Source organism: Paradesertivirga mongoliensis, assembly GCF_024436395.1.
GTDB classification, from domain to species: domain Bacteria; phylum Bacteroidota; class Bacteroidia; order Sphingobacteriales; family Sphingobacteriaceae; genus Paradesertivirga; species Paradesertivirga mongoliensis.
In genome coordinates this window covers 1,162,100-1,188,791 of the sequence record NZ_JAFMZO010000002.1, presented here as the reverse complement: position 1 = coordinate 1,188,791, position 26,692 = coordinate 1,162,100, and the positions used below count along the sequence as shown (strand labels likewise).

General features: G+C 41.1%; 17 protein-coding genes. 10 read left to right on the top strand and 7 right to left on the bottom strand.

All coding sequences use genetic code 11. The features are described 5' to 3' along the window. Window positions 1–7 precede the first annotated feature (7 nt). Window positions 8–4,471 (bottom strand): translocation/assembly module TamB domain-containing protein, encoded by a 4,464-nt coding sequence (locus tag J3P43_RS11140; protein ID WP_255902269.1) that lies wholly within the window; start codon window positions 4,469–4,471, stop codon window positions 8–10. 107 nt (window positions 4,472–4,578) lie between these two features. Here J3P43_RS11140 and tsaD point away from each other — a divergent pair, with 107 nt between their 5' ends. The 3 genes from tsaD to crtD are packed head-to-tail and all read left to right on the top strand — an operon-like array spanning window position 4,579 to window position 7,257. Continuing rightward, complete coding sequence (gene tsaD / locus J3P43_RS11135) at window positions 4,579–5,580, top strand: tRNA (adenosine(37)-N6)-threonylcarbamoyltransferase complex transferase subunit TsaD (RefSeq protein ID WP_255902267.1); 1,002 nt, start codon at window positions 4,579–4,581, stop codon at window positions 5,578–5,580. 10 nt (window positions 5,581–5,590) lie between these two features. After that, window positions 5,591–5,761 (top strand): hypothetical protein, encoded by a 171-nt coding sequence (locus J3P43_RS11130; protein ID WP_255902265.1) that lies wholly within the window; start codon window positions 5,591–5,593, stop codon window positions 5,759–5,761. A gap of 23 nt (window positions 5,762–5,784) precedes the next feature. Then, window positions 5,785–7,257, top strand: a complete 1,473-nt coding sequence (crtD, locus tag J3P43_RS11125; RefSeq protein ID WP_255902262.1) for a 1-hydroxycarotenoid 3,4-desaturase CrtD — start codon at window positions 5,785–5,787, stop codon at window positions 7,255–7,257. Window positions 7,258–7,266: 9 nt separating this feature from the next. Here the strand turns inward: crtD and J3P43_RS11120 are convergent, their stop codons facing one another. Next, window positions 7,267–7,515: a hypothetical protein gene (locus tag J3P43_RS11120; protein ID WP_255902260.1), complete on the bottom strand. Its 249-nt coding sequence runs from the start codon at window positions 7,513–7,515 to the stop codon at window positions 7,267–7,269. A 271-nt stretch (window positions 7,516–7,786) separates the two neighbouring features. On the opposite strand from J3P43_RS11120, the gene J3P43_RS11115 reads away from it, so the two are divergent. Then, a complete protein-coding gene (locus J3P43_RS11115; RefSeq protein WP_255902258.1) occupies window positions 7,787–8,173 on the top strand; it encodes a nuclease A inhibitor family protein in 387 nt (128 codons plus the stop codon). A 44-nt stretch (window positions 8,174–8,217) separates the two neighbouring features. Here J3P43_RS11115 and J3P43_RS11110 read toward each other — a convergent pair whose 3' ends face one another. From J3P43_RS11110 to J3P43_RS11100, 3 genes are all read right to left on the bottom strand, one after another. Further along, complete coding sequence (locus tag J3P43_RS11110) at window positions 8,218–8,742, bottom strand: hypothetical protein (protein WP_255902256.1); 525 nt, start codon at window positions 8,740–8,742, stop codon at window positions 8,218–8,220. A 564-nt stretch (window positions 8,743–9,306) separates the two neighbouring features. After that, a complete protein-coding gene (locus J3P43_RS11105) occupies window positions 9,307–12,186 on the bottom strand; it encodes a T9SS type A sorting domain-containing protein (protein ID WP_255902254.1) in 2,880 nt (959 codons plus the stop codon). Window positions 12,187–12,208: 22 nt separating this feature from the next. Beyond that, a complete protein-coding gene (locus J3P43_RS11100; protein ID WP_255902252.1) occupies window positions 12,209–12,838 on the bottom strand; it encodes a hypothetical protein in 630 nt (209 codons plus the stop codon). Window positions 12,839–13,042: 204 nt separating this feature from the next. Here J3P43_RS11100 and J3P43_RS11095 point away from each other — a divergent pair, with 204 nt between their 5' ends. Next, complete coding sequence (locus tag J3P43_RS11095) at window positions 13,043–13,729, top strand: response regulator transcription factor (RefSeq protein WP_255902250.1); 687 nt, start codon at window positions 13,043–13,045, stop codon at window positions 13,727–13,729. Window positions 13,730–13,788: 59 nt separating this feature from the next. On the opposite strand, the gene J3P43_RS11090 is transcribed toward J3P43_RS11095, so the two are convergent. Further along, window positions 13,789–14,787, bottom strand: a complete 999-nt coding sequence (locus tag J3P43_RS11090) for a glycosyltransferase family protein (protein WP_255902248.1) — start codon at window positions 14,785–14,787, stop codon at window positions 13,789–13,791. 279 nt (window positions 14,788–15,066) lie between these two features. Between J3P43_RS11090 and J3P43_RS11085 the strand changes: the two genes are divergently transcribed. Beyond that, window positions 15,067–15,432: a hypothetical protein gene (locus J3P43_RS11085; protein ID WP_255902246.1), complete on the top strand. Its 366-nt coding sequence runs from the start codon at window positions 15,067–15,069 to the stop codon at window positions 15,430–15,432. A gap of 164 nt (window positions 15,433–15,596) precedes the next feature. Here the strand turns inward: J3P43_RS11085 and J3P43_RS11080 are convergent, their stop codons facing one another. Beyond that, on the bottom strand, window positions 15,597–17,942 hold the full coding sequence (locus J3P43_RS11080) for a hybrid sensor histidine kinase/response regulator (RefSeq protein ID WP_255902243.1): 2,346 nt from the start codon (window positions 17,940–17,942) through the stop codon (window positions 15,597–15,599). Between the two features lie 315 nt (window positions 17,943–18,257). Here J3P43_RS11080 and J3P43_RS11075 point away from each other — a divergent pair, with 315 nt between their 5' ends. From J3P43_RS11075 to J3P43_RS19700, 4 genes are all read left to right on the top strand, one after another. Further along, entirely contained in the window at window positions 18,258–19,874 is a 1,617-nt protein-coding gene (locus J3P43_RS11075) for a tetratricopeptide repeat protein (protein ID WP_255902240.1), read from the top strand. Between the two features lie 503 nt (window positions 19,875–20,377). Next, window positions 20,378–23,404, top strand: coding sequence for a TonB-dependent receptor (locus J3P43_RS11070; protein WP_255902238.1), 3,027 nt, complete (start codon window positions 20,378–20,380; stop codon window positions 23,402–23,404). A 58-nt stretch (window positions 23,405–23,462) separates the two neighbouring features. Next, entirely contained in the window at window positions 23,463–24,851 is a 1,389-nt protein-coding gene (locus tag J3P43_RS11065) for a purple acid phosphatase family protein (RefSeq protein WP_255902236.1), read from the top strand. Window positions 24,852–24,858: 7 nt separating this feature from the next. Next, window positions 24,859–26,688, top strand: coding sequence for a cytochrome-c peroxidase (locus J3P43_RS19700; protein WP_255902234.1), 1,830 nt, complete (start codon window positions 24,859–24,861; stop codon window positions 26,686–26,688). Window positions 26,689–26,692: the final 4 nt, after the last annotated feature.

Sequence of the window (26,692 nt, the reverse complement as noted above, 5' to 3'; positions counted from 1 at the left end):
CTGTTTTTTACTTATTCGCTGCCTTTTTTTGAGCATTTTGCTCTGACGGGGCCGGAACAATTACGATAGCAGGATTTGTATTGACCGGAGGTGGAGGTCCCTGAGGTTTATCCTCTTCTTCTTTCTCTTCTTTAGTGCCTTTGCCGATCAGGGCTCTTAAGAATTCCCCCAGGGTGTCGAAATCTTTTGTATATACTAATCCCAGAGAGCTTACATACTCCTGGTTTCTGTTCAACATCATTCTGTTGTTCAGTCGGTTAGATGCCCTGGCAATAAGACTGCTATTTGCATCTTTTTTTATGAAGAATTGAGCCTCGGCGTCCCGCGAAAAAGAGTTTCCTATCACATCGAAGCCGCCCACATTATCGCGGGTATCCGTAATTCCGCCTGTTAACAATACACGGTCATTAAAAAGGCTGACGGTTGCTCGGGCATCGTTCAGTGAACGCACATTCAAATCAACCGAGGGCAGGTTAAGCGCTTGAGCCAATATGTCATTTATCCGGTTAAACGTTACCTCCGTGAAAACGTTTACGAATGTCTCGTTAACAGCATCCAGCTTCATTCCTGTGTTAGAAGCGAATGAACCGCGGGCAATAAAGCTTAATGCCTGCTGAGTTCTGTTGCTGGCCTCGCTTAAATAACTGTTTAATTCGTCTTTGACATATGGATCCTGAGGAAAGTTAATGTCAAATTTTATATCAGGGCGCAACAGGTTTCCGCTCAAAGTCATCACAGCTTCTGACACAATGCTTTGATTATGTTCTGTTCCGCTGTATCCGGCTGCTTCGTATAACTTTCCAACATTAGCTCGGTTTGAGTAAACTGCATTGAGGGTAATGTCCGCCTCCACCGGATCCCCGGTCCAGCGGATGGAGCCTCCCTGGCTTATCTGGAAAATTTTGCTGATGTATTCCTGGGCTGTGTATTGAAATTTTCCGCTCTTAATCAGGTAGGTTCCAAACATCCGGAAATCTCCTAAACTCGAAATCTCAAGCCTTAACTCCTGCGAATTACCACGGCCGCTTAGCTTACCTAAGTCGGTAATGATATTCACAACCGAAGCTTCATCTACCTCCAGGACCAGAGTCATGGTTAACCCGCTAAAAGTAGGAGCTTTCGCTGGTGCTAAAGTAGAATCTTTCGCCACAAACGTAATCATGTCATTGCTTGACACTCTTTCCGCTGCATTTAGCGGAATATTGAAAACTGTACCTTCTTCGGTTTTAGCGTCGATAACAATTTCCATATTGTTGGTAGGGCCTTTAAACGTAAACGTGCCGGTACCATAGGCCGTTCCGTAGTACAGCGCATTATCCTTCGAGGTTGTATTCAGTACCATAAATGGTCTTTCGGCCTCTATTTCAATGTCGACAACCGGAATAAGCGGATTCTTCAGGTTTATGGTACCTACTGCCTGCGCGGTGTTATTTCGAATATCCATAAGTTCCAGCCTGCCGAGATCAATAATGCTGTTGCTGATTCTCAAATCATCATTTATTCTGTATCTGGTTTTAAGGTAGTTGATCACCAGATCCGCGTCTTTTAATCTGGCTGTTCCATTTATCTGCGGGTCGAAAACGTTGCCGGTGATCTTTAAATTCGATGAAATTTTGCCAGACAAGTTAGAAACCAGGTGTTTGATAAATGGCTGAAAGACAACCAGTTCACTGTCGTCCATTACCACATCAAGATTCAGGGTGTTTTTATCCGTATTGGCATCATAATTACCCGCAATGTTCATGGTTTCTTTACCATCCTTCTGGATGTTAACTACCATATCAACCAGCCTGGTACGGTTGTCGAGGTTCGCCACCATTGTCATCTCCCCGATATAAGTGTCGTTCATTACCAGTGAGTCGATCACCAGGTCGGATTCTAATTTTGGTGTTTTAGTTACAGATGATAAAATGATGCTGCCGTTCAACTCACCTCCCAATGTAACTCTCTTCTCCTGACTGCTTTTTTTGACCGGCATCAGAGGATTAAAAGTTTCGAGCCTGAATTGTTTAAAGCCGGCATTTAGCTTATCGGCCGGGTCGTTTGAAATGATACCGTCCAGCGTCAAATATTGGTTGTCGCGAACTAAGGCGAAATTCTTAATCGCAAGTTTGCCTTTGTTATAGTCAATTTGAACCTGCTCCAAAATTCTCCAGACCTCTTTATTGATGATCACATCGGATGGAAGAAGGCTCAGTCTTGCAAAAGTTTCGGTATCAAATTCAACCAGTCCGTTTAAATCGAGCTGATTTACGGCATCTTTATCCGACAGTTTAACGTTTAGCGACAAGCTGTCGTTGCGGAATACATTTAAGACGTTGACATTTTTAATATATAAATTATCGTTTATGTCAACTCTGTCGGAAGTGACAAAAACGTTCAGGGCACTTGCAGTCGTCGACTCATCAATGATCAGGTTGTTGACTTTTATATTATTATACTCAATCAGAGAACTTGTCCCCGTAAGGGTAGCAATATTCTCTGCGGAAACGAAACGGCCTTGAAAATCAGCGCCTTCTGGTATTTTAAGTGCCGGGATAAACATTACACTGATAGGCTCGAAGTATTTAAGACTCAGTGTAAAATCGAAGTTTTGTACTCCCCTGGGCCCGCCTTTCGATTTTAGAGAGGGAATATATTGCTTTATTACAGAGGTGAAATAATTGGGCAGTTTATTCAGATCGTACTGGCCCTTTATTCCAGCATCCAGAATGTCTGAATTTATGGTGAGAGAGCGCGAATTGCCAACCCCTTTTGCCAAAACATATACCGAGTCTACCACCATCGAATGCTGAGGTGTAGTAACCCGAATTTTTTTTAATTGAAGGTTTCCCTGGATATTATTAAGATTATTGCCGGTAAAGTCTGTATGAAAATCGGCATCTATCTGAACTGTATCTTTAGTGAAACCCAGTTTATGAAGGTTGGTATTTCTTAGCCTGGCATCGAAGTTAAAAGTGGGGAGTTTGGATGCAAAGTTGATGCCGCCCAGAAAATTTAACTTTAAATTTCTGTCGTTTATATCAATGTTACCGTTGAACAGATTTTTGTTATAGCGGCCTTTTACGTCAACGTTAGTATACCGGTAACCATTATAATCGATGTAAGTAACATTCGCAATAATATTCTCCTCTATATTTCCCAAAGAAAATCCTTTGCCTACCACATTTGCAGACAGGGTAGTATAACCCAAATCTTTTCGGTCCAAAAGCTTTCCAAGATTAAAATCGTAGGCCTTAATTCTTCCCGAATATCTTGGTCCTCCGTTCATTACGAGTGTAGCATCGGTATTAACCCGTCCTAAAGCAGTTTTGAATTGCCCGTTAACGTCAACCTTTTCCAGCGATGTTTTTAGTTTTCCATCAGCTCTGTATTGCTTTATCAATGTTATAATTTCCCCGCCGAAGGATACGTTTCCAAATTTTGCCACTACAGCAGGTATCAGGTTGCTTTTACCGGTAAAAAGTTTGGCTAATCGATCAGCGTCTTTTGCATTGCTGTACAGGCGGTCGACTTTTGAGAAGAGAGAAATGCCTTTGTTTGTGCCCAGACCTTTTATGTCAAAGTTTCCTTTAACATAAGTAGCCTGTCCGGCAGAAGCTGTGAAATTGCGTGCTTTGATATCGGTAACATAACCGCTCACATTACCTTTTAATTTTACTTCCAGATTTTGGGGAAGGTTATCTGCAAAAAAGGCAAGGTCTCTGGAGTGGATATGAGTGTTTTTTAACCGGGCATTTAAGTAGACTTTGCTTACAAACTTGTTCAGATCTTTGAAGTTTTTGTATTTGAGAAGAAGGTAGTCGGCCACCTGACTACTTGGGGTTTGCAAAACCAGACCCTTAAACTCCATCTGATTAGTATCGATGGCAGCCTTCGCGCTTAAGTTTTTCAGATAAAAGCCGCTTTTTTCCCGAAAGTTGAGGTTTTGGACGTCAGCCTGAAACAAATGCGTTTTTGAGTTGACGTTTAACACCGTTGTATTAACATTCCTTAAGTGAAGATCGTCGAAGTTTATCCGCTTCAAAACACTGTTTCTGTTATAGTTCTTGTATTTAAAGTCAATGTTATTCAGAACAACTTTATCGATGCTTACATCATATCTCCGTTTTGGTGTTGTACTCGGCCTTGGTGTGCCGGTATCAAAATAATTTATGATAAACTGAAGGTTTGTTTCGCCAGTCTTATATGTTTTTAGGAAGAATTTTCCATCATCCATTTGAACGGTATTCACAGAAACGACGCGTTCTTTCAACGAAAAGTAATTAAGGTCTACTGTAAACTTTGGCGAATGCAACAGCGTATCTTTGTCGAGATCCTGAACATACAATCCTTCGAGTACTATAGATTTGAAGGGTTTGATATATAAGCTTTCGATTGAAACGGTAGTATTAAGCTCCTTAGAGAGGTATTTGGCCGCTCTTTTCGCGATAACAGTTTGAACCGGTTTAAACTGGAGGGAAAATATCAAAGCCGCCGTCAATAAAATAATTACTGTCAGTGTCCAGAGCGTTATTTTGAGTACTTTTTTGATATTTTTACGGTTTAAAAAACAAACAAATTATTTAACATCCAGTTTTGGCAATAATCCTTGGTATCGAATCCTCTTGTGATGAAACTTCTGCATCTATATGTAAAGACGGAGAAATACTGTCAAATATTATAGCAAATCAAACAGTTCATCAAAAATATGGTGGTGTGGTTCCCGAACTAGCATCGAGGGCACATCAGCAAAATATCATTCCTGTTGTACAAGAAGCATTTGCAGCAGCAAAAATAAGTAAAAAAGACGTTAGCGCAGTAGCTTTTACCCGGGGGCCGGGTTTACTGGGTTCGTTATTGGTTGGGACTTCGTTCTCGAAGGCCTTTGCGCTTGCCAATGGCATCCCCCTGGTCGAGGTAAATCATATGCAGGCGCATATCCTTGCGCATTTTATTAAGCAACCTAAACCAACTTTTCCCTTTTTATGCCTCACGGTGTCTGGCGGCCATACGCAGATTGTGCTGGTGAAAGATTACTTTGACATGGAGATTGTAGGGCAAACAACAGACGATGCTGCAGGCGAGGCTTTTGATAAAACTGCTAAAATTCTGAATCTTCCCTATCCGGGCGGACCATTGATCGATAAATATGCCAGGGAAGGTAATCCTCTTGCCTATTCGTTTCCCGAACCGCAGATCCCAGGCCTTGATTTTAGTTTCAGCGGATTAAAAACGGCTATATTATATTTTATCAGAGATAATAAGAAACTCGACGAAAACTTTGTGGAGAGTAATCTGGCTGATATTTGCGCTTCTGTTCAGCATCGTATAGTTACTATCTTGCTGGCTAAAGTTAAACGGGCTTCTAAGCAATATAATATTAAAGATATCGCCATTGCCGGCGGTGTTTCTGCTAATTCGGGCCTGCGCAATACGTTGCACCAAGCTGCAGAGCAGTACGGCTGGAACGTGTTTATTCCTGATTTCGAATACTGTACGGATAACGCCGCTATGATAGCGATAGCAGGTTACTACAAATATCTCGCGAAGGACTTTGCAGGACAGGATATTGCACCTTTGGCCAGAATGAGCTTTTAATTAATTAAAAATGAAAACCACATCATTAATATTCGGACTTCTAATTGTAGTTCCACTTATCATTGTTATTTACTCTATTGTTTTAAAAGATAAAAAGAACGGTAAGCTGGGCGCATTGGTGGTGGGAATCACGTTTATCGTAGCTATTCTCATCTCTTATTATGTTAACCGGTCAAAATAGCCGTCTTTGTTGTTGAAATTTCAATGAAAGATGCCATCGTTATTGGTGCCGGAATCGCCGGAATAGCAAGCGCAATACGTCTGGCGGTAAAAGGATATCGGGTTACTGTTTACGAGGTAAATGCTTACCCGGGTGGGAAGCTCTCCGAGATTTTAGAAGATGGTTATCGTTTTGATGCCGGTCCAAGCTTGTTTACTATGCCACAATATGTGGATGAATTGTTTCAGCTGACCGGAAAGAATCCCGGAAGCTATGGGTTTGAATATAAGCGACTGGACGTATTATGCAATTATTTCTACCCTGATGGTACTCGAATTAAAGCATGGTCGCAACCAGAGAAGTTCGCTGCTGAAATAGCCGCAAAGACAACCGACTCGGCAGAGTCGGTTTCGAAATTTCTGGCCAAAAGCCGACGGATCTACTGTGTTACCAATCACGTTTTTCTGGAAAAATCTTTGCACCGGCTAAAGACCTATCTCAGCGTACACACATTGAAATCGGTACTCAGAATTGCAGAAATTGATTCTATGCGAAGTATGAATCAGGCAAACGAATCACTATTCAAAGATGAGAAAACCATCCAGCTCTTCAATCGCTACGCAACGTATAACGGTTCTAATCCTTACAAAGCTCCCGCTACACTAAATGTCATTCCGCATCTTGAATATCATTACGGGGCCTACTTCCCATTAGATGGGATGAACAGCATCACAAGCAGTCTGATTAAGTTAGCCGAAGATTGTGGCGTTAAATTCTTATATAACTCGCCCGTAAATGAGATAGTGGTCAAAAGCAGAGCTGTAGAAGGTGTGCGTGTCCATAACGATTTTCATTCCGCATCTATAGTTGTTTCGAACATGGATGTCTGGTTTACTTATAAAAAGCTTCTGCCTAAGATTAAAGCACCAACTCGAACACTTAATCAGGAGAGAAGCAGCTCCGCTTTGATTTTCTATTGGGGTATAAATTCAGAGTTTCCGAAACTCGATCTTCACAATATTTTCTTCTCGGCAAATTATAAAGCCGAATTTGAGACAATATGGGGTCATAAAACGATTTACTCAGACCCGACGGTATACCTCAACATCAGCTCAAAATATAAACAGGATGATGCACCCCCCGGTTGTGAGAACTGGTTCGTGATGATTAACGTTCCATCTAATCAGGGACAAAACTGGGATGAATTAATTGCTACAGCAAAGCAGAACATCCTGCGAAAGCTAAGCCTCGCCCTGAATACAGAGCTTGGGCCTCTTATACAGACCGAGTCGATACTCGATCCAAGAACCATAGAATCCAGAACATCCTCGTACCAGGGGGCATTATATGGCACCAGCTCGAATAGTCGCTTTGCTGCGTTTCTTCGACATCCGAACTTTTTACGGGGGATAAAAGGTCTGTACTTTGCAGGTGGTAGTGTCCACCCGGGCGGCGGAATTCCACTGGCTTTGTTGTCGGCTAAGATTGTGGGTGATATGGTGTCTTCAGCCGATTAAACTTATCGCTTAACCTGCGATTTTAAAAGACCTGAGTGTTCCCAGAAATTCATCAATCGCGATTCCGATAGTTTCAATTGAGTATGCCGGAAGTGTGGCATCCATATCCTGCCAATTCTCATCCTTATCTTTATATACTCTTCCAAGTTCCTGATCGTCTAATAAGAGTTCAAAATGTTTCCTTCTTGGGATAATCATCAGAGAAACGCATCCTCCTAAGCTGAGAAGCTCAACATCTAACCAAAACTCATTTTCCATAAGATAAAGTGAGGCATTTAATATGTGGTTTATTTTAACAGTGTGTTAAGTTATGCTTGCAAGCGCCTGGACAAGCGATTAGTGATCCCGGCAATTTCAGAATGCAGGAAAATTCCTCTCAACCGTCAGTGTATTGTTTATTAATCGACAGATAATATCCAATTAACAGTATCGCCATATTTCTTTTTGAGATTTGGTTATAATTCCTTTGGTAAGCCCATATCCCTCCCGCAGGGATTTACGGTGTTTTTTTAAATTTATAACCCGACGTATGGAAAGTACAAAAACAAAACTTGAAAAAGCCTGCCTTGGCGTAATGATGATGAGTGAGACAGATTATCCTTTTGAGTATTTTTCCTTAGCAGAGGATGATCATAATGAGAACAATATTTTCATCTACTCCAACAGGCTTAATGGTCCCGTTGAAATTATCAGTCTGGAGTATCTGTTCAGGAATATGATGAAGGTTTATTCCGATTCGTCAGACGAGGAAGAGGAGTCGGCTGAAAGGTTTCAGAACCTGATGAATGTGCTGAATGCCGAATTAAGATCTGTTAAAGTGTATAGAATCGGTATAATGAAGGTGGAGGTATACATTGCAGGAATATCCCTGGAAGGAGTGGTTGAAGGGCTTAAAACCAGGCTTATTGAAACATAGCAAACCAGCCCCACCGTGTTTGCCGGTGAGATCTGGTTTTGCAATTATTGTTCAGGAACTGGCACGACCGAAGTTGCAGTTTCTTCAGTTTTGGCTTTCGGACTCCTCACAACGGGTGTTGTTGTAGAAATCTTGGCTTTTACGGGTCTTTTCTGCAATGGCGGAGGGCCAGGGATAGTACCCTTATTGCTGGTGCTTTCTAGATGGTTGACTTTGGCATTATCTGTTTTACCGACCTTCGAGCCCCTTGATACTGCAATGCCAGTTTTTACTTTTTGACTGGCGGGCTGTTTAGAGCCGTTCGAATCTTCCTTGGCAGGTCCGTTAATAGCTGTTACTTCAATCTCTGTATTCATAGCCAGTAGCGTTTGCCGGTTATATTCAAGCTTATTGCTTACTTTTTTGGCGAGCTTTTTTGCGCCTTTTTCTATTTCTTTTCTCAGTTTTTTTGAGCTCTGCTCCTGATCGGCCACTCTTGTTTCCAGTACAGAAGCCAGCTCTGATTGGAGCGACTTTCTGACCGAGGTCCGGGCTGATTTTAATAGGGCCTTTAGCGTTATTTTTTTCATTGTGATTGGGTTAAAAACCTAAATTAGGTCGCGATGGGGTTAAATCAATATTATCATTACGTTAAGCAACGAAATTCTGTTAACATTGAAGAAAGAAATGCGGTGATAGGGGTACTAGAGCCGGTCTTTGCTTAAACGTTTTAAAAGATTTCGGATATACTATGAACAGGAGTTACCAGAAAGCCATCCAGACTATTGGAGAATTTGGGGTCTACGTTAAAGCAAATGATTTTTGAGTTTAGCGTCTCGTACTGCCTGAGCATTACGGGTACCTTAATGTGTGTTATCTCGTTCAGATATCAGCTTATCACGAGATTGTATGCTTTCTTTGTCGGCTAACAACAGTAAAGGAAACTTACCAAGTTGAGTTATCTTGATGGTATCTTCTTTGGAAACGATACTATATTCGGTCTGAATAAGGATCTAAATATTAAAAAATCCCGTTGCTATAATCAGCAACGGGAGAGAAAGGTTATAAAAACACTTTATAATGGTCGAGAAGATAGATGTGGTTTGATGTTAATTAATAGTTAAACTTAGCATATTGTCTGTGCGCCTTGTACATCAATGTTGTAGGATAATTTGTTTCTTGACTGTTTTTTTGCCGTCCTTTATATGCACAAAATAGATTCCATTCGCAATGTTTCTAACATCTAGAGAGACCTGGCTTTCGTCATACATTTCTTTGTGTTTTAACACCTTCCCCTTGTCGTCCAATAACATGATATCAATCTTACGAGAGGTATACTTTACAGTTTTATCTTTTGTGTTGTTATTCCCTTTTGATACGATGATTTCTTCGCTAGCAGGATTAGGATACATCGCGAATTGATATCCATAAATATAAAAGACATCGCTTAGAGTATTAGTATTGCCGCAAGGATCGGTTATCGTGAGCCATACATAGAGATTTCCCTTGTCTAGCGTATAAAAATCAATACTTGATTGATCTGTACGGGAATATACATCAATCGGGCCGTCTACAACCCAGCTATAAGTCCAATTTGGATGCGGAGTAGGTTGAATAAAATAAATACTTCGCTCTTGTCCGACTTCCAAATCCTGGGCCCAAAATGTTCCGTCCAATACACTGATAGTTACAGGTACAGCATAACTGCTGGATGTGCAACCAGGCCAGGTAAGTGTTACTGTTCCATTAAAAGTTCCGGAACTACCTGAACTCACTTTAATATTGTTAGTGCCCTGACCACTTACAATTTGAACAGGAGCTGGAAAACTCCAATTAATTGTTACCCCAGTCGGTGCATTTGACATGGTTATACCTCTTTCACCATTAGAGCAGTTATTGAAATTCTGATTAAAAGACGGTATCGAACTACAAAGGCTTGAACATGATGCCGGAGGTACAGCACCTATAATTTTTGTGAAAATCCAATTGCTAATTATGGCAGTCATATCTAAGTGCTCCTGGCTCGCACTCACCGGATAGAGAATGTCATCAAATGGTGTAATATTATTGGCTAAAACCGACGTATGATTTGAAGAGACATCGTAATAGGGGTTTCTAGATATATAAAATCCATTTTGAGTATAACTTTGATTGTTTAAATCTAATGCCGATACCGTGGGTACAAATGTCGTTATCCTTCTCTCAAATAATTCCAAGTCGGGATCATCATCTTGGCTTCTGAAACCGTCCCGTAGATTTTCTCCATAAATGGAATGCATACGCTCCGTACTCCCAGGCAGCGTTTCATGTAGTACTTCAGCGGCATAACTAATTGAGGAAGAATAATTTTTTAAACCTTTCAGGCCAAAGGTCGCTGCGATCCCTTTGTTACTTAAATAGGAGACGTCTGATCTGGAAGTGTTTACAGCCCATAGTTTTTGTGTGTGTTTTAATGCTCTTCTGACGACATTATTAACCTCTGCATAAAAGTGTATTAATTGGGCACCTGCCGGATATCCTAATCCTATTCCATCACCACGCCCATTTGCAATTGCATATTTATTACACTGAGCAGGGTATCCTTTATTATGATATGCAGAAGCAAAGCTGCTTCTGCCGGAGTTGGTTGATGTGAGTTGCAATAACTGCTTGGCAGCAGTTGAATTTAACTTTGTCAAAATCCTTTTTACAAGCTCGTTTTCCCTGATATCTTTAACGGCATAGCTTGCATCGCTTATCAGGTGCTGCAAGCCCACCGGCACATAAGCACCCTGGTGAGGAGAATCATAAGAAAAATAATTTTCCACGTTATGAATGAGACTGTTATCTTCCATATCTTTCAGACAGTACTTTGCTATTAAGCCACCCATGCTTAATCCAATAACATTGAGCTTATGGTTTCCCGATTTTGAATTGTTAATTGAAATAATAGCGCTTCTTAAAGCTGAAGCGTTTTGCAGGATACTTGCCGTGTTGTCGGAAAATTTAATGACCATGAAATCATAGCCCTGATTTTGTAGTTGAGTTACCAATCCATTTCTATTCAATCCATCTAATATTGTCTCGGAATCCATATCGTCTTGTATTTCAAAGCCTTCTATAATGAGTATTGGCTTGTCAAGTGTCCTGTCACAACCTAAGAATTGTGTAATCACTGCCTGTGACGAAAATGTGTTGGTTCCAAAAGCTTGAAAAAATGAGGTTTCAAAGAATATATCTCGTTTAACGAAATCAAATTCAGAAGTACTCACCATGCTTCCTTGTTTTACTTTGATGATCTTAATGCCTGAACTGTTATAGTTTACCGTTTTGGAAGTATTTATAGTAACGTACTGATATCCATTCCCATCGCCAAAATCAACCTCGATTTGACCGGAAAGAGTGTCTGTAAAGTGTAGGTTATCGGGCGCAATAAAGAACTTAACCTCTCCTAAAGATCTATAGGGACGGTTTTTACTGTAGGCAGTAGTTATAAAGACACGTTTTTGGCTATAGGGGGATGTCGTTCTGTTAGGATTATCATATAAAATTGTGCTATCACTATTAGTTGTAAAAAGGCCATCAAACAGCGCATTTTGTTTGATGGTATTATAACTCCTATTCAGCAAAATCAAGGGAATATAACCCTGATCTTCCCAAGTTTTAGCACTTACACTTAGCTCTGTAGGATGCACGATGGCGTAAGATGCGGCAGTATCGAGTGCAGAGTAATAAATTGTGTTATAGAGGCTGTAAAAGTGGCCGACTGATTTAATTATTTTATCATCATTGTTCTTGCCGTCGAAGTACTCAGGTTCAAAGGAGCTTAGGGACCTTTCGAGTAAGTAGTTAGTAGATACTTGACTGAAAGCTAAATTTCCAAAGACATAGTTTACATATTCATCATGAGTAAACCATAAAGAATCTGTTCGCTGAATACCATTTTGAGCTGTATTGGTTATTCTTAGAGTTTGGGCTTGTATATTGATACAAACTAATAAAGTAAATAAGCATAGCATTCCACCACGCCAAAAGACATGTTTAAAATTGTACATACGAATAAGGTTTAGGATAATATTAAGGTGCTATAAGAAAGCTTTCCGGACCACGATCGACGATTCCATCGAAGCGGCCCTCACCGAGAGTATATTTAACGGTGTGTATGAATTCTATATCAAATTTCCCTGGAATAATGTAAGGATGAATTGGGTTTGTTATAGTGCCATAATTCGAATCACGTAAGACCCTGACATTACCTATAGTTAATACACCGGTACCCTTGCCATACTTAACTTCAGCATTAGAAGAAGAAAAACCACAATAATTAGTAGTGCCGTCCAGTGCAAATGATCGCTTATCTAATTTCACTAGATCTTCGTCTTTTGAAATAGTGACCCCTTTCAGTACGAAATAAATCTCTCGCGGCCCGTCAAGCAGTAAACTATCAGTCTTGTACCGGCCATTTAATATTAATATAATGGAATCTCCGGAAGGATAGCTATATACTTCTAACGTTTGTTCTGGTTGGAATACGAAAGGTGTTCTTGTTAACCATGCATTTCCATTGATATAAACACCTCCCGAATTGTTTCCTCTTTCAGAGTATTCGGGTAAATCTGGGAAAGCCCGGTCTGGTTTCGGATCTTTTCTGCAAGACGTAGATAAAATTATAGAGAATAGTAGAGTTGGTAGTAACAATTTTCTCATAAGCAATAGAAGAATTTTTTTTCAAGTATAAAGCCTCTATTTAACTTATAAGTTAATTTCTGATTGCTTTATTGTATTCGGGTGCCGGATAACACGGATGCATTAGTGCCAATACAACCTCATGGACTTCCATTTTTCTTGCTGATGATAATAACTTAATACAGGCTTAATCTTTTCTTGCTTCTGCGATAATACTTTCGCAACATGAGTTCTCGAAAGCAAAAGATCCTGATTGTAGATGATGAGCCCGATATCAGGGAGCTTCTGGAGTATTACCTCAGGAAGGAAGATTTTTTGGTTTATACCGCATCAAATGGAGAAGAAGGTATTGCTGAAGCTATCAAGCACCGCCCCAGCCTGATTATAATGGATATCATGATGCCAGTTATGGATGGAATTGAAGCGTGTGGCATTATAAAGAAAATGAGTGAATTTAGAAACACCTATGTGGTGATCTTGTCTGCCAGGGGTGAAGAATATTCGGAAGTGGCCGGGTTTGGTGCCGGAGCTGACGACTATATCTCAAAGCCTATCAAACCCTTCGCACTTATAAGCCGGATTAACGCCATCCTAAAGCGACGAAATCTTTCCGAGGAGCCAAAATCTCTAACCATAGAAGTATCAGACCTGAAGATCGACAGGGAAACTTACCTGGTTCATAAAGGAGGCGACAAGATAATTTTTGCAAAAAAAGAATTCGAGCTTCTTTATTTGCTTGCATCCAGGCCCGGTAAAGTATTTACCCGTGAGCTGATCTTAAAAAATATCTGGGATAACACTGCTGTAATTACAGATCGCACGATCGACGTCCACATCCGTAAGGTGAGAGAAAAGCTGGGCGAGGACTACATAAGTACTGTGAAAGGAGTTGGTTATAAATTTGCTGTTTAGAGCGTTGAGTAGTATTCCTTCAGTTTGATTTGGCCTCAACTTAAAGATTGACCATCACTTCAATAGCCGGTAGACGCGTGATTTTTTACTATCTCGTCGATGATCTCCTGGGTAATATCTGGATAGTTAACGGGTATAGTAACGCCATTATTCAGCCAGTTATTCAACGCTTCTTCGTGTTTCGGCTTTAAACTTTTAATAACTGGTACCCCTAAATCTTTTAAAGCAGCGGCGTTTAGATGCTGCTCGTATTGATTCTTCATCGGAATAACCAGGAGCTTTTTCTTGAGAAATAGAGCTTCGGCTGGTGTTTCAAAGCCGGCCCCGCATAACACGCCTGATGACGATGCCATGCTTTCAGTGAATTTCTCATTATTTATCGGTTGAATCGTGATGTTTCTATAAACAGTTTTTCTGTAGTTGTGCTTCGAAAATACCTGCCATTTTATATCCGGGAATACAGAAAGTCTCTTTATTAATAGCTTATCGTCGTACGAGGGGAGGTAAACGGTATAATGTCCCTCATCGGTAATTTGATGCTGCCTTACCTGTTGCCTGATCACAGGGGTATAAATGTTTTCATTATCACCCGAAAAGTGGAAGCCATATTTAAAGCTGGCCGGGGCGTATTGCTCTAAAATCAGTTTACCTATTCTATCTACACTGTCGGGGATTGCGTAGTTACTGTTTAACACAGCAGCCTGATGACTTAAAGCTACACATGCTTTGTTTTTGAAATAGCATGCCCATGCTGATACCGGCTCAAAATCACTAATTACCAGATTGTATTCTTCAACGGGCAGGCTATTGTAGTCTTTAACAAATTTCCTTAGATGAGCTTTAGCAAGGGTTTTCCATAGGTTTACGCCACCCTTTTTTCCAAAGATGAAGCTCATTCCCCGAAGCTGATATTTAATTGGGAAGGACAATTTTATGTCGCCCTGGATTCCACTGATCAGGATATCTACCTGGCCATGTTTCTGTAAACACGGAATGATGTCCATGGCACGGCTTAAATGGCCGTTACCTGTGCCTTGTATTGCGTAGAGTATTTTCATCGTATGCCCCTCTGTTTTTCGAAATCTAAGTTTAAGGAGCCTGTGTCGGTTCAGAGCCGCCTTGTGATTCAAAATAGTAATCGGTTTTTTAGCCGGTATGTCAGATTAACCTTGTGTCCGCGAATCCTGACTCTATCCGATGCACAAAAGAAATTAACAGGAATTAGGTCAGTGTTAAGCTCTTATTAGGAAATTGCTTCATCGTACACCAAATTGAAAGAAAAGATAATGTTCAGTTAATATTCACTTTCTTAATTTGTGGTTCTCAAAAAAAATACGATGGCAGCTCAATTTAAAAACTCCTCTTTTTTTTACACCTGTAAAGAAAATTATTTTCTGAGCATTTTACCAGCCGATCCTCAGTCCAGGAACAAAGATGGCTACAAAGCTTTAGTAAAAATTGCCAGGACGTATTTTTCCGCCGATTTGTATGAACCTATTGCTCAATACTTAACAGAAGGCCGTTATCTAGTTAAATTATGGTCGGCATATTTAACATTGGAGTATGGCAGCCCGGATAGTGAACTTCGGGAAAGCTGTATTGAAGCAATCGAGAGCACCCTGAGTAAATCTGCCCATGAACTATCGGCCGAACAGAACGAATTTTTTCAGGCCTATCTCCAAAAGAGTTTAAAGACGGCTTAATTAATTGTTACGTTTCATTACCATTCGCCAGGTCAGCCTGGTGGCAAAGCAACTTCGCCGCTCCGCTTAAATGATGCTGGCAGGGGACTGTTCACCAGCTCCCAGGGCAGATTATCAATGAAAGCCCGTCTCCGCTAAAGCGCTGATTACATATCTGCACACTCCTAAACGTTTGCAAGTTCAGAAGCCTTTTTTAGCGATTTTAAGAGTTCTTCTAAATTAATGGGCTTGCACAAATAGTCGTCCATTCCAGCATTAAAACATTTTTCCTTATCCTCCGGAAGTGCATTGGCGGTTAAGGCGATGATAACGGGTTGATTATGGTAAGTCCTGCGGATGATTTCTGTTGTTTCAAGTCCGTCAAGTTCAGGCATTTGCATGTCCATCAGGATGACCTCGTAATTCTTTTCGTTCAGTCTCTCAAGAGCTTCTTTGCCATGATTTGCCAGATCGGGCTGGTAGCCAAGTTTACTTAAGATTTTTAGGATTAACTTTTGATTGATGAGGTTATCCTCGGCTATTAAAATTTCTAAAGGATGTTGAATCGCAAATTCCTCCGCAAGCAGATTATTGGATGGCTCCGGGCTGGCTGATTTCTCCGTGGTTTTCTTGATGCCCGACTGAACAGCTTTCATAAGCTGCATTTGCTTTACAGGCTTGGTGAGAATAGATGAAAACAGCTCGGGGTACTTTTTCTTTGTTTCATCTCCTATGGAACTTAATAATATTATAGGAAGGGTGGGTGAAATGGCCTTAATCTCCCTGCTCAGGTCTGCACCACTCATCTCCGGCATTTGCATATCTGTGATCACCAGATCAAACCTGCTATTGTGATTTAATACAAATAAAGCCTCTCGTCCCGAAAGAGCAGTTAATACATTCAATCCCCAGTTTTCCAATTGAGCTTTTAATATCCTAAGATTAGTTTTGTTATCATCTATAATTAAAACCGTTTTCCCCTCACAGTCCCGAAGACCAACATTTACATCGATTGTTGAAGCCCGAATACCGGTTTCCGCCTCAATCGTAAAGTTAAACGAGCTTCCCCTGCCTTCAATACTTTCTACCGAGATTTCGCCACCCATTAAATCAACCAGACGCTCGCTTATTACAAGGCCCAGACCCGTGCCACCATACTTGCGGGTAGTAGATGAATCTACTTGCGAAAAAGCTTTAAACAACTTCGATATCTTATCCTGGGCAATACCAATTCCGCTGTCTTTCACCTCGAAAGCGATTGTAAGGCGCCCGTCCGATTCGCGTTTGATCAACTTTATGGACACAAAGATCTCGCCCTTATCAGTAAACTTAGTTGCGTTTGCGATGAGGTTTATCAAAACCTGACGTAGCCTCATTCCGTCGGCCACAAGCTGTACAGGGATTTGAGGATCTATTTGATAAATAAGGTCGAGGCCTTTCTCTGCAGCTTTCACCGAGAAAAGATCCATGACATCCTCGACACAACTGCGTAACTCGAAATTATGGGGATCAAGTTCAAGGCTTCCCGACTCAATTTTCGAAAAGTCAAGAATATCATTAATAACAGTTAACAGGTTTTCTCCGCTGGTGTGAATAACCTCTAAATATTCCTGCTGCTCCTTGCTGAGAATCGTTTCTGATAGTAAGGATGTCATTCCAAGAACACCATTCATAGGCGTTCTGATCTCGTGGCTCATAGTGGCAAGAAAGGCACTCTTGGCTTGGTTGGCTTTATCAGCTTCCTCTCGGGCCTGCTTTTCCTGCTCTTTTTGAAATAACAGTGCCTTATTTATCTCAACCAGTTCCGCTTGCTGAGATTCCAGCTCTTCTGCCTGTACCTGAGTAGTTTCAAATAGATTTTGAAGTTTGATGTTGGCCAGATTTGTCCGGTCTTCAATTAATTTCTGACGAATGAATGTTCTTTTTATATAGCGGAATAGTATATACACCAGAGATAAAATGATGGCTATCGCAACGCCAAGGAACATTAATGTGTGCCGGGCGTTCTGCTTACTGGTAGATCTTCTTTCACTTAACAGGATTTCTTCGGAAAGCTTAAAGCTGCTGACGCTGTTCTCTACATCCACCATGGTACTGTCTGCAATAATTTCCTGTTTTGCTTCATCTGTGCCGCCGCGGTTATAAGCCCATAAAATTTTGCTTAAAGCGAAAAGTTTGTGTGAAGCATGAGTCTTGATCGTTTCGGCGCGTTCGGCCTGCAATCCTTCATCAGCAACCAAAGATTTAAGCCTGTCTATAGAGGGCATGATTTTACTGAGAGATTCGTTATACAGATCAAAATATCTCCTGTCGCCGGTGGTGATATATGCCCGGCAGCTGCTTTCGGCGCGGCTAATGCTAAACAGAATCACGTTAGAAAGCTTTATAACTTCCTGCGCCTGGTCCACAGAAATATTGTCTTTTTCCATCTCATCTATGCGGATGTAAGAGATGATTCCAACAGAAAAAACAAATGCCAGTGTAATTGTAAACCCTGCTAATACCTGTTGCTGGAAACTGAATTTTTTCATACAAATGTTAAGCGTGTGATAAGGATATTGAGTTAACCTCGTTTTTTCTGCAAATTTATAAAGCCCCCCGCGCAAGCGTGGTTAAGAAGTATTATGTTATTGTTAAATATTTTATTTGGAATGCAGAACGGGTACTCGAGCGGCGGCAGTTTGAATTTGAAAGATAAAAAGAAGTTTAAGCAGGACTTAATCCATTCGGCGTTAAAGTCTGAAAGGCACGATGACTATGCAACACTTTAACTATACAAACTCTTAAATTTCCCGTAACATTCAAGCGGTACCTTTATCGCATATGATGGTTTATCAATGTTTGATATGTATACGGGGTTGACCGATCTGTTTCAATCTATCCCGCGACTTCTTTTTATTATCTTTCTTTTGTTTCCTAAGGATGGATCTGCCGGGCAGTTGAATGATCTTGCTGGCCATCAAGCCAAGTCCGGGGCAGACTCCATATTTGTAGTAATTAAGGCAAAGCTGGATAGTTCTCTGGCAGTAAAAGATCTCAAGCATGCAGGGGTGTTCTATATGCAAATGGCTGAAATCCTTTTCAATGAAGGCGCAATTGTGCAGGCTCTGGAGTACTATCTTAAAGCTTATAAGTTATTCGGGCAGGAAAGGGACCTGTCTAATCTGGCTAAAACTCAAAACCGGATAGGCAATATCCACTTTAAAAGTCAACGATACACTCTGGCACTAAAGAATTTTAAGCAATCACTGAACATTTTTAAACAGCTTGAAGATAAGAATGGTATTGCGGATAGCTATTCTTCCATCGGGACTGCCTATCTAAGACAGGGTATTCCTGATAGTTCTTCCCATTTTTTCAAAAAGGCTCTGGACGAATTTAAAAAGGTTCAGCCTGGAAAGGAGACCATAGACGGTTATGAAAAGATGGGCAAGATTTACGAAGATCTGGGCGACTTTAACCAGGCGTTAGAAAACTATTTGTCGGCTCAAAAATTATATGCAAAAAAAGGCGTCGCAGCAGACGCTGGCTTGCTAAACAATATCGGCGACATACATCGAAAAACCGGTAATTTCAGGAGTGCATTAACCTATAGTAAAAGTGCAGAACAACAAGCTTTTAAAATACATGATGTGCGTGAGCTAAGTAGCGCCCATCGCGATTTAGCCAAAACCTATAGCAGCCTCGGCAAATACGATAGTGCTTACCATTACAGTGAAAAGGCGCGATCTTCATATGCTAAAATATTCAACCAGGAGAATAATGAACAGCTTTACCTCCTGCAAACACTCTTTGAGTTCCAGCAAAAAGATAATGAGATATCGATATTAGAAAATGAGCGGGATAGAGACAGGATTTTATCCATGTCTATGACAGCTATAAGCATACTCGGTGGGTTCTTAGGTTTTTCCGTGATAAGCAGGCAGCGCTTAAAAATGGATAATGAGAGAAGAATCCACCAGTCGGAACAAAAGTCCATGCAACTCGAACTACATAATAAACATTTACTTCAGGAAAGTTTAAAGGATGAGCTGGAATTAAAAAGCAGGGAGCTAACAAGTCATACTTTGCATATCATTCAGAAAAATCAGTTTCTTGAAGATCTGAAGAATGAAATTGCGAAATTAGTTAAAGATGATAAAAGAGATCAAAGAAAGGAATTGAAGCAGGTGATTGGCCTGATCAACTCCAGCAGCAATCTGGACACTAAGTGGGAGGATTTTCGGGTGGTCTTCGAGAATGTTCATCGGGATTTCTTTGAAAAATTAAACAAACACTCCTCATCATTAACAGCTACCGACCTGAGGTTTCTGGCACTATTAAAAATGAATCTGAGTTCACCGGATATTGCCACTATGCTTGGGGTTTCACCCGACAGCTTGCGAACAACCCGTTATCGCATCAGAAAGAAACTTCAGCTGCATGAGGAGGCCAGCTTGCACAGTTTTATTCAAGGTATTTAAAAACCCAAAGCCCCCAGTCTTTCTGATACACTAATCGCCTCAAATGATCTTACTTTTAGAACAGCGATTCGTGTTTCGACGGTGTCCTTAATCACATGAATGGCTGAGTGTCCGCAACCGCGCGTTAAACTTCCCTGATCATCAAAAAGCTATATCATTGCCGGTTCGGCCGGATTAATCCTTACTGTTCCGCCTGCGTTGACTCCGGTTTTCAACTTAATACTAAATGGGTAGTCCTTTTATTGATTCATTAAGTATTTAGCGTATTTTTTAATGAATTGGTAATACAAACTTAATGGCTAAACGTAAAGCTGTAAGTGGTTTATAATCAGTTAGTTATTTGTGGTTTTAAAGCTTTGTAGATCATTTGTATACGTGTTTAGAGGCCTTGTAGCCCTTCTGCTACGCCCGGGAGTTTGCTCCTTTATTTTTCTATGTAACCTTTGTCGAAATTAAATTAAAGAGCAACAGCTCAAGCAAAATCAGTCGTAAAGAAATTAATCATGAGAAAAATTTACAAACGTTTAGACCGACTATCAAACGTATTCAGAAAATCGTTACTACCGCTGGTAGTGTTTATCTCGGCCAGTGCAGGAGCCCAGATTAATTCGCAGACAAAACCGGCACCGAAGATTAGCGATGGTCAATCTATTGAAGCGATAGCCGCTCTCTGGGGTAAAGTAACTGATGAGCAAACCGGTGAAAGCCTTGTTGGGGTTAGTTTAGCTTTGAAAGGAACTTCATTTAAAGCTATCACTGATGTGGAAGGTCGGTTCAGGTTCGCTAAACTACCCGCTGGAAATCAAACCTTGTTAATATCATACATTGGCTATAAGACAAAAGCTGTTGAGATTAGTGAAACAACCGGGCAATTAAGTATCGCTCTTGAATCGAGTTCAACGAATTTAGGGCAAGTTACTATCACCGGCCTCAGAAGAAGTCAGATACAAAGTATTAATCAGAAAAAGCAGGCATTAAATATTAAAGAAGTTATTACTGCTAACGAGGCAGGGAAATTACCTGATATAAACGTTGCCGAAGCAACTCAGCGAGTATCCGGGGTATCTATCGAAACAGACCGCGGCGAAGGCCAGTTCGTATCCATCCGCGGTATTCAACCATCGCTCAATAACGTTACTTTAAACAATACCACATTGGCTTCGACTACCAACAGCAGGGCCACAGCCTTGGATCTATTACCTACTGAGATCATTTCAAGTATTGAAATTGTTAAATCAACTACCCCCGATATGGAAGGAAACGCAATAGGTGGTAGTATAAATATTAATACCCTGTCGGCCTTTTCAAAACCGAAGCCATTTTTTATTGCTTCTCTAGATGGACTTCACCAGGTACAGCAAGTTAACTTATCTGGCTTTGATAAGATTAAAACGCCGTTTAGAGGGGCTGTTACAGCAGGTAAAAAGTTTGGCGCTAAAGAACAATTTGGCGCCGTAATATCTGCAAATTATTTTAGAAGAGACTTTAGCGCATCAGTTTTAGATCCCGATGGATGGGAATACAATAAGTATTTTTACCCGAATGAAATTGAGCTGCAGATTGAAGGTAATGAACGTGACAGGATGGGGATATCGGCCGATTTTGAATTCAGGCCTACACTTAACAACTCGGTTTACTTAAAAACCCTTTATACCCGTACCAACGAAATTGCAAAGAACTCAGAATTTGAATTAACTATGCAAATAAGCGGTGCACAACCACTTGATCAAACGGCAACAAGCGGTCGCTTCGCCAAAGGCTCTGGAGAATTAGATCAGGCTTATAGCGATGAAACCGAGAATCTTTATAATTACACTCTGGGAACAAGAAATAGGTTTGGACGCTTATCAACTGATGTATACGGTACTTATTCGAGAGCAAAAACCTTGTTGGATAATTTCGACGGTACCTTCGAAAACCCAAAAAGCACAGAGCCTCAGTTATCGTTGAAGTACAATACTCAACCCTTTTTCTTTGAGATTACTCCAGAGAACCCTGAGTTTGCAAGTAACCCTGAAATATATAAGTTAAGGAACCTCAACTTTACAACTGGAACCGTATTGGAAGACGTCTACGAATTTAGTGCCGATCTTAAATACGATTTCAATCTGGGCTCGATACCTGCATACTTGAAATTTGGAGGGCGATACCGCGACCGGTCGAAGGTGGTTGATCGTGCTACAGATGCTTACGATTTAAAATACGGAGACGTTAACATCGCAAATGAAGATGCTTACTCTTTGACGCCCTTCTATTTTCCAACATCGGCCCCGGCTCAAGGTGGAGCAATGCCCTTTGTTCATGGTAACGTAAATAAATTCAAGGATTTTGCATACAATCCTGCTAATACAAATAATGAAAGCAAAATAGTACGGGATAAACTTGAGACCGCCATTAGGGCTTATGAAAACGACTTGAATAACAGTGAAACCGTAAGTGCCGGGTATGTTATGGGGGTAATGAATTTCAAAAAAATAACCGCGATTGGAGGATTGAGAGTAGAGCGGACAAGCACCGAATCGAACAATGCTGAAGTGATTGTAGATGAGGAAGAAAGCGAAGTGGAGAACGCCTTATTAGTTAAAAACGCACGCTTAACCAATTCGTATACTAATTTCTTGCCCTCATTGCAGTTGAAAGCAAATATAACACCCAATTTCATAGCGCGTGCAGCATGGACAAATACCATCGGACGTCCTGATTATTCACAACTCTCAGCCACTACCCAGTATAATTATGCCGCACTGGATGAGGAGGATGAAAACGATATCAACTTTCCCGACCAGACGCACTACGAAGGAGATGTTACTCTAGCTAATCCTGGACTAAAACCTTATTATTCCAGTAATTTTGACATATCTCTCGAGCGATATTTTTCTAAAGGAGGAATGATCGCTATTGGTGGATTCTATAAAAGGATAAAAAATCCAATATACGAAATTGAAACCCCGTCAAAAGCGATGTTCTACGAGGGGAAATATTATGAAGAACTAACATTTTCTCAGGATCTGAATGCGGGTAACGCTAATCTCCTTGGTTTGGAGGTTTCATACGATCAACCATTAACCTTTCTGCCCGGTGTGTTTAACGGTTTGGGTATCGGCGCAAACTTTGCATTGATAGAATCTAAAGTAAACCTGTCTAATTTTAATCGTACCGATGATATTCCAATGTTCCGTCAGGCTAATAATGTCTACAACGCAGCATTGTATTATCAAAAAAAGGGATACGAATTGCGTTTGGCAACCAGCCATCGCAGTAAGTATCTAACTAGTGTCGCTAATCCCGCGGATTACGAAGAAGAGCTGAAATCCGGGATTTCTGTCAGCGAGTTTGATCGTTACGAAGCTCCCCGTACTACTTATGATCTATCTGGAAGCTACTCTTTCAAAAAGCATTACAGAATAACAGCACAGGTTCGTAACCTAACCAATGAAGCTGAACAGGCTTATCAGGGTAGAGCCAGCCGTTATGATAGGCACGATTTAACAGGAAGAAGTTTCTTCCTGGGCATGTCAATGAGTTTTTAAATATAAATGCCTTTACAGCAAAAGCTCTCAACAGAGCTTTTGCTATTTTATAATCATCATGAGATACGTACCACAACTATTTTTTAGCTTATTGTTTCTATTTAATATCAATGTAGCCGTAAGCCAGAATTCATATCCGGATAATCCAGTATTTCCATCCTCCTGGAGCAAACCCACCGAGCAGCCCGACCACATCATCCTGACTTTTTCTGGAGATCCAACAACTACTCAAAGTGTAACATGGCGAACAAATACTTCTATAAAAAACGCGGTAGCTCAAATTACTATAGCGCATGCGGCTCCGAGACTGAGAAAAACCGCCAAAGACGTGCAGGCAAAAACTGAAACAATGGATGCAGGTAATGTAAGAGAAGCAGAATTGAGTGCTAACTACCATTCTGTAACTTTTGAAGGGCTCTTGCCTGATACAATTTATGCTTATAGAGTTGGCGATGGTACACACTGGAGTGAGTGGTTTCAGTTTCGTACCGCAAGTAAGAAACCAGAGCCCTTCTCCTTTTTATATGTAGGTGATGCTCAAAATTACATCCTTGAGCTTTGGTCGAGGTTAATCAGAGCTGGTTTCGGTAAAGCGCCAGATGCAAGGTTTATTGTGCATGCCGGCGATTTGGTTTCCACAGCGCACAGCGAACGTCAATGGCACGAATGGTTTACCGCGGGAGGCTGGCTGCATGGTATGTTGCCAAGTGTACCGGTTCCGGGAAATCATGAATACAATTTCAAAACTAAAGAAGATTCGGTTAGCAGAACCCGTAGCCTGTCTGTACAATGGAAGCCACAGTTTACTCTTCCCGAAAACGGACCGAAAGGGCAATCAGAAACGGCATATTATTTCGATTACCAGGGAGCAAGAATAATTGGCTTAAATTCCAACAGCAGTCAGCAGGAACAGGCAGTTTGGCTGGAATCAGTATTGAAAAACAATCCGAATAAATGGACCATCCTCACGTTTCACCATCCCATCTTTTCTACAGCTAACGAGCGTGATAATAAAGAGTTGCGCGAACTTTGGAAGCCGATTTTTGATAAATACAAAGTAGATCTGGTATTGCAGGGGCACGACCATACCTACGCAAGGGGGCAAGCTGGTTCGGTTACTAAAAATTTCCTTGCGGGGATAAATAAACTTGATCCGAATGCAGGAACAGTGTATGTAGTTAGCGTAAGTGGTGGGAAGATGTACAATTTTAAGAAGGACTTGTGGAACAACTATGATGCAAATCTGGAACGTAAAGCAGAAAATACACAGCTGTTTCAGGTAGTGAAAATAGATGGTGACCAATTAAGTTTCGAAGCCTATACCGTTACCGGTGAATTATACGACGCTTTCGACTTGAAAAAGTCGGGCAACGGCCCTAATAAATTTACGGAAAGAGTTCCGGCTACGACCGAAAGGCTGCACCTGAATACAATTCCTAAGTATTAGTCTCGGCGTGCAAACTAAGCTGCTCATACTTTCTATTGTTCTGGGGTTCGTCCTGGTGTCTTTTAGCTTTAGCGAGCGTAAAAGCTTTATCGGCGTTGATGCAACCATAGCGTTCTACAAGCACGAGGCATTATCATTTGCCGCAACGCTCGAAGATCTCGATAAGGCCGTTAAGGAGATAAGTACAGATAGTGTCAGTATAAAAAAGGCCCGGCTTGCTTTGATAGCATGCCGGTTAACATACAAGCGAATAGAGTTCTTTACTTCCTATTTTTTTCCAAGTGAAACGCGCTTTTATAATGCTGCTCCAAAGTTTGAAGTAGAAGAACCAACACTTGAATTGGTTGAGCCGATGGGATTACAGCAAATGGAGTCGCTGCTTTTTGGGGAAGATGTAGAGGCAAATAAAGGCTTGTTGCTTGCTCACACAGAAGCATTGTTTTCTTCAGCTAAGATTTTGCCAGACTTGTTGTATGATTTCGAGGTGAATGATATGCAGGTTCTCGAAAGCATCAGGCTGCAGTTGCTGAGAATGTCGGTGCTGTCTATCTCTGGCTATGATGCCCCTTTGTTAAAAACCGGGATTATTGAAATTGCAGAGACAACGGAAGCATTGTCCCGGGTTTTGGGACCTTATCTCCAACTCCCCTCCACCGAGGCAGAATCAATCAAGGGTTTACTGAAAGGATCATTGGAATACCTGAGGAAAAATCCTGACTTCGATTCGTTTAACCGTATGGAATATATTACCAAATATGCGCTGCCGCTTCAAAAGCATTTCGGGGTTTTTCTTAAACAGCAAAAACTGGAGATTAATACTACGGTATTTTTAAACTATGACGCGGAGCACATTTACAGTCCTGATGCAATAAAGAATTTACAACCCGGTACTTTGAACAAGTCGGATCAAAAGGCACTGATTGCTTTTGGTAGCAAGCTGTTTTTCGATAAATCGCTTTCAGGTAATTCATCAGTTAGCTGTGCATCCTGCCACCAGCCTGAGAACTATTTCGCAGACCTTTTAGCAATAAGTAGATCTATCAATCAAGATTCAGTACTAAAGCGAAATACGCCCACGCTTTTTTATGCCGGACGGCAACATATGCAGTTCTGGGATGGAGGCGCAGGCGATTTAACAAGCCAGATTCACGAGGTTATTTTAAATCCCTTAGAAATGAACGGCTCTACTGGAAAATTGAACGAAAAGGTCTTTTCGAACAATGCTTACAGCGATCTGGTGACAGCCTCTTTTCCTGGAAAAAACCCAGAGACTATGGGAATGGACGAGATTACCTCGGCTATAGCAGCTTTCGTTAATGACTTGAATCCAATGAATTCGGCTTTCGACAAATACCTGGCAGGGCAGGTTGAGGCTATGGATGCCGATCAGGTAAAAGGATTTAATTTGTTTATGGGGAAGGCACAATGTGGCACATGTCATTTTCCTCCGTATTTCAATTCCTTGTTGCCACCTCTGTACGATGTTTCTGAGGTAGAAGTGCTGGGCACACCAAAGAATTCAGATTTTAAAACCCCGCTTCTGGGCGACGATCTGGGCCGGTACAACCTCTATCAGATTAGATATTACGAACGGGCCTTTAAAACACCAACGGTCCGCAACTCTGCCAAAACAGCGCCCTATATGCACAACGGCTCATTCAGTTCGCTTGCTAAAGTAGTAGAGTTTTATAACCTCGGCGGTGGCAAGGGTATAGGCCTGGACGTCCCTGCGCAAACACTGGCTGCAACTCCACTAAACTTATCAGAAACTGAAATCAACAATCTTATCTCTTTCATCGAATCGTTAACCGATTCTCCTACGAACATTAAAAATTAACTTA

Coding starts and splice junctions, on each gene's coding strand:
- J3P43_RS11095 (WP_255902250.1), top strand. CDS start 13,043: ATGAGTTCTCGAAAGCAAAAGATCCTGATTGTAGATGATGAGCCCGAT.
- J3P43_RS11085 (WP_255902246.1), top strand. CDS start 15,067: ATGGCAGCTCAATTTAAAAACTCCTCTTTTTTTTACACCTGTAAAGAA.
- J3P43_RS11070 (WP_255902238.1), top strand. CDS start 20,378: ATGAGAAAAATTTACAAACGTTTAGACCGACTATCAAACGTATTCAGA.
- J3P43_RS11115 (WP_255902258.1), top strand. CDS start 7,787: ATGGAAAGTACAAAAACAAAACTTGAAAAAGCCTGCCTTGGCGTAATG.
- J3P43_RS11080 (WP_255902243.1), bottom strand. CDS start 17,942: ATGAAAAAATTCAGTTTCCAGCAACAGGTATTAGCAGGGTTTACAATT.
- J3P43_RS11130 (WP_255902265.1), top strand. CDS start 5,591: ATGAAAACCACATCATTAATATTCGGACTTCTAATTGTAGTTCCACTT.
- J3P43_RS11100 (WP_255902252.1), bottom strand. CDS start 12,838: ATGAGAAAATTGTTACTACCAACTCTACTATTCTCTATAATTTTATCT.
- J3P43_RS11105 (WP_255902254.1), bottom strand. CDS start 12,186: ATGTACAATTTTAAACATGTCTTTTGGCGTGGTGGAATGCTATGCTTA.
- J3P43_RS11065 (WP_255902236.1), top strand. CDS start 23,463: ATGAGATACGTACCACAACTATTTTTTAGCTTATTGTTTCTATTTAAT.
- J3P43_RS11075 (WP_255902240.1), top strand. CDS start 18,258: ATGTATACGGGGTTGACCGATCTGTTTCAATCTATCCCGCGACTTCTT.
- J3P43_RS11090 (WP_255902248.1), bottom strand. CDS start 14,787: ATGAAAATACTCTACGCAATACAAGGCACAGGTAACGGCCATTTAAGC.
- crtD (WP_255902262.1), top strand. CDS start 5,785: ATGAAAGATGCCATCGTTATTGGTGCCGGAATCGCCGGAATAGCAAGC.
- J3P43_RS11120 (WP_255902260.1), bottom strand. CDS start 7,515: ATGGAAAATGAGTTTTGGTTAGATGTTGAGCTTCTCAGCTTAGGAGGA.
- J3P43_RS11110 (WP_255902256.1), bottom strand. CDS start 8,742: ATGAAAAAAATAACGCTAAAGGCCCTATTAAAATCAGCCCGGACCTCG.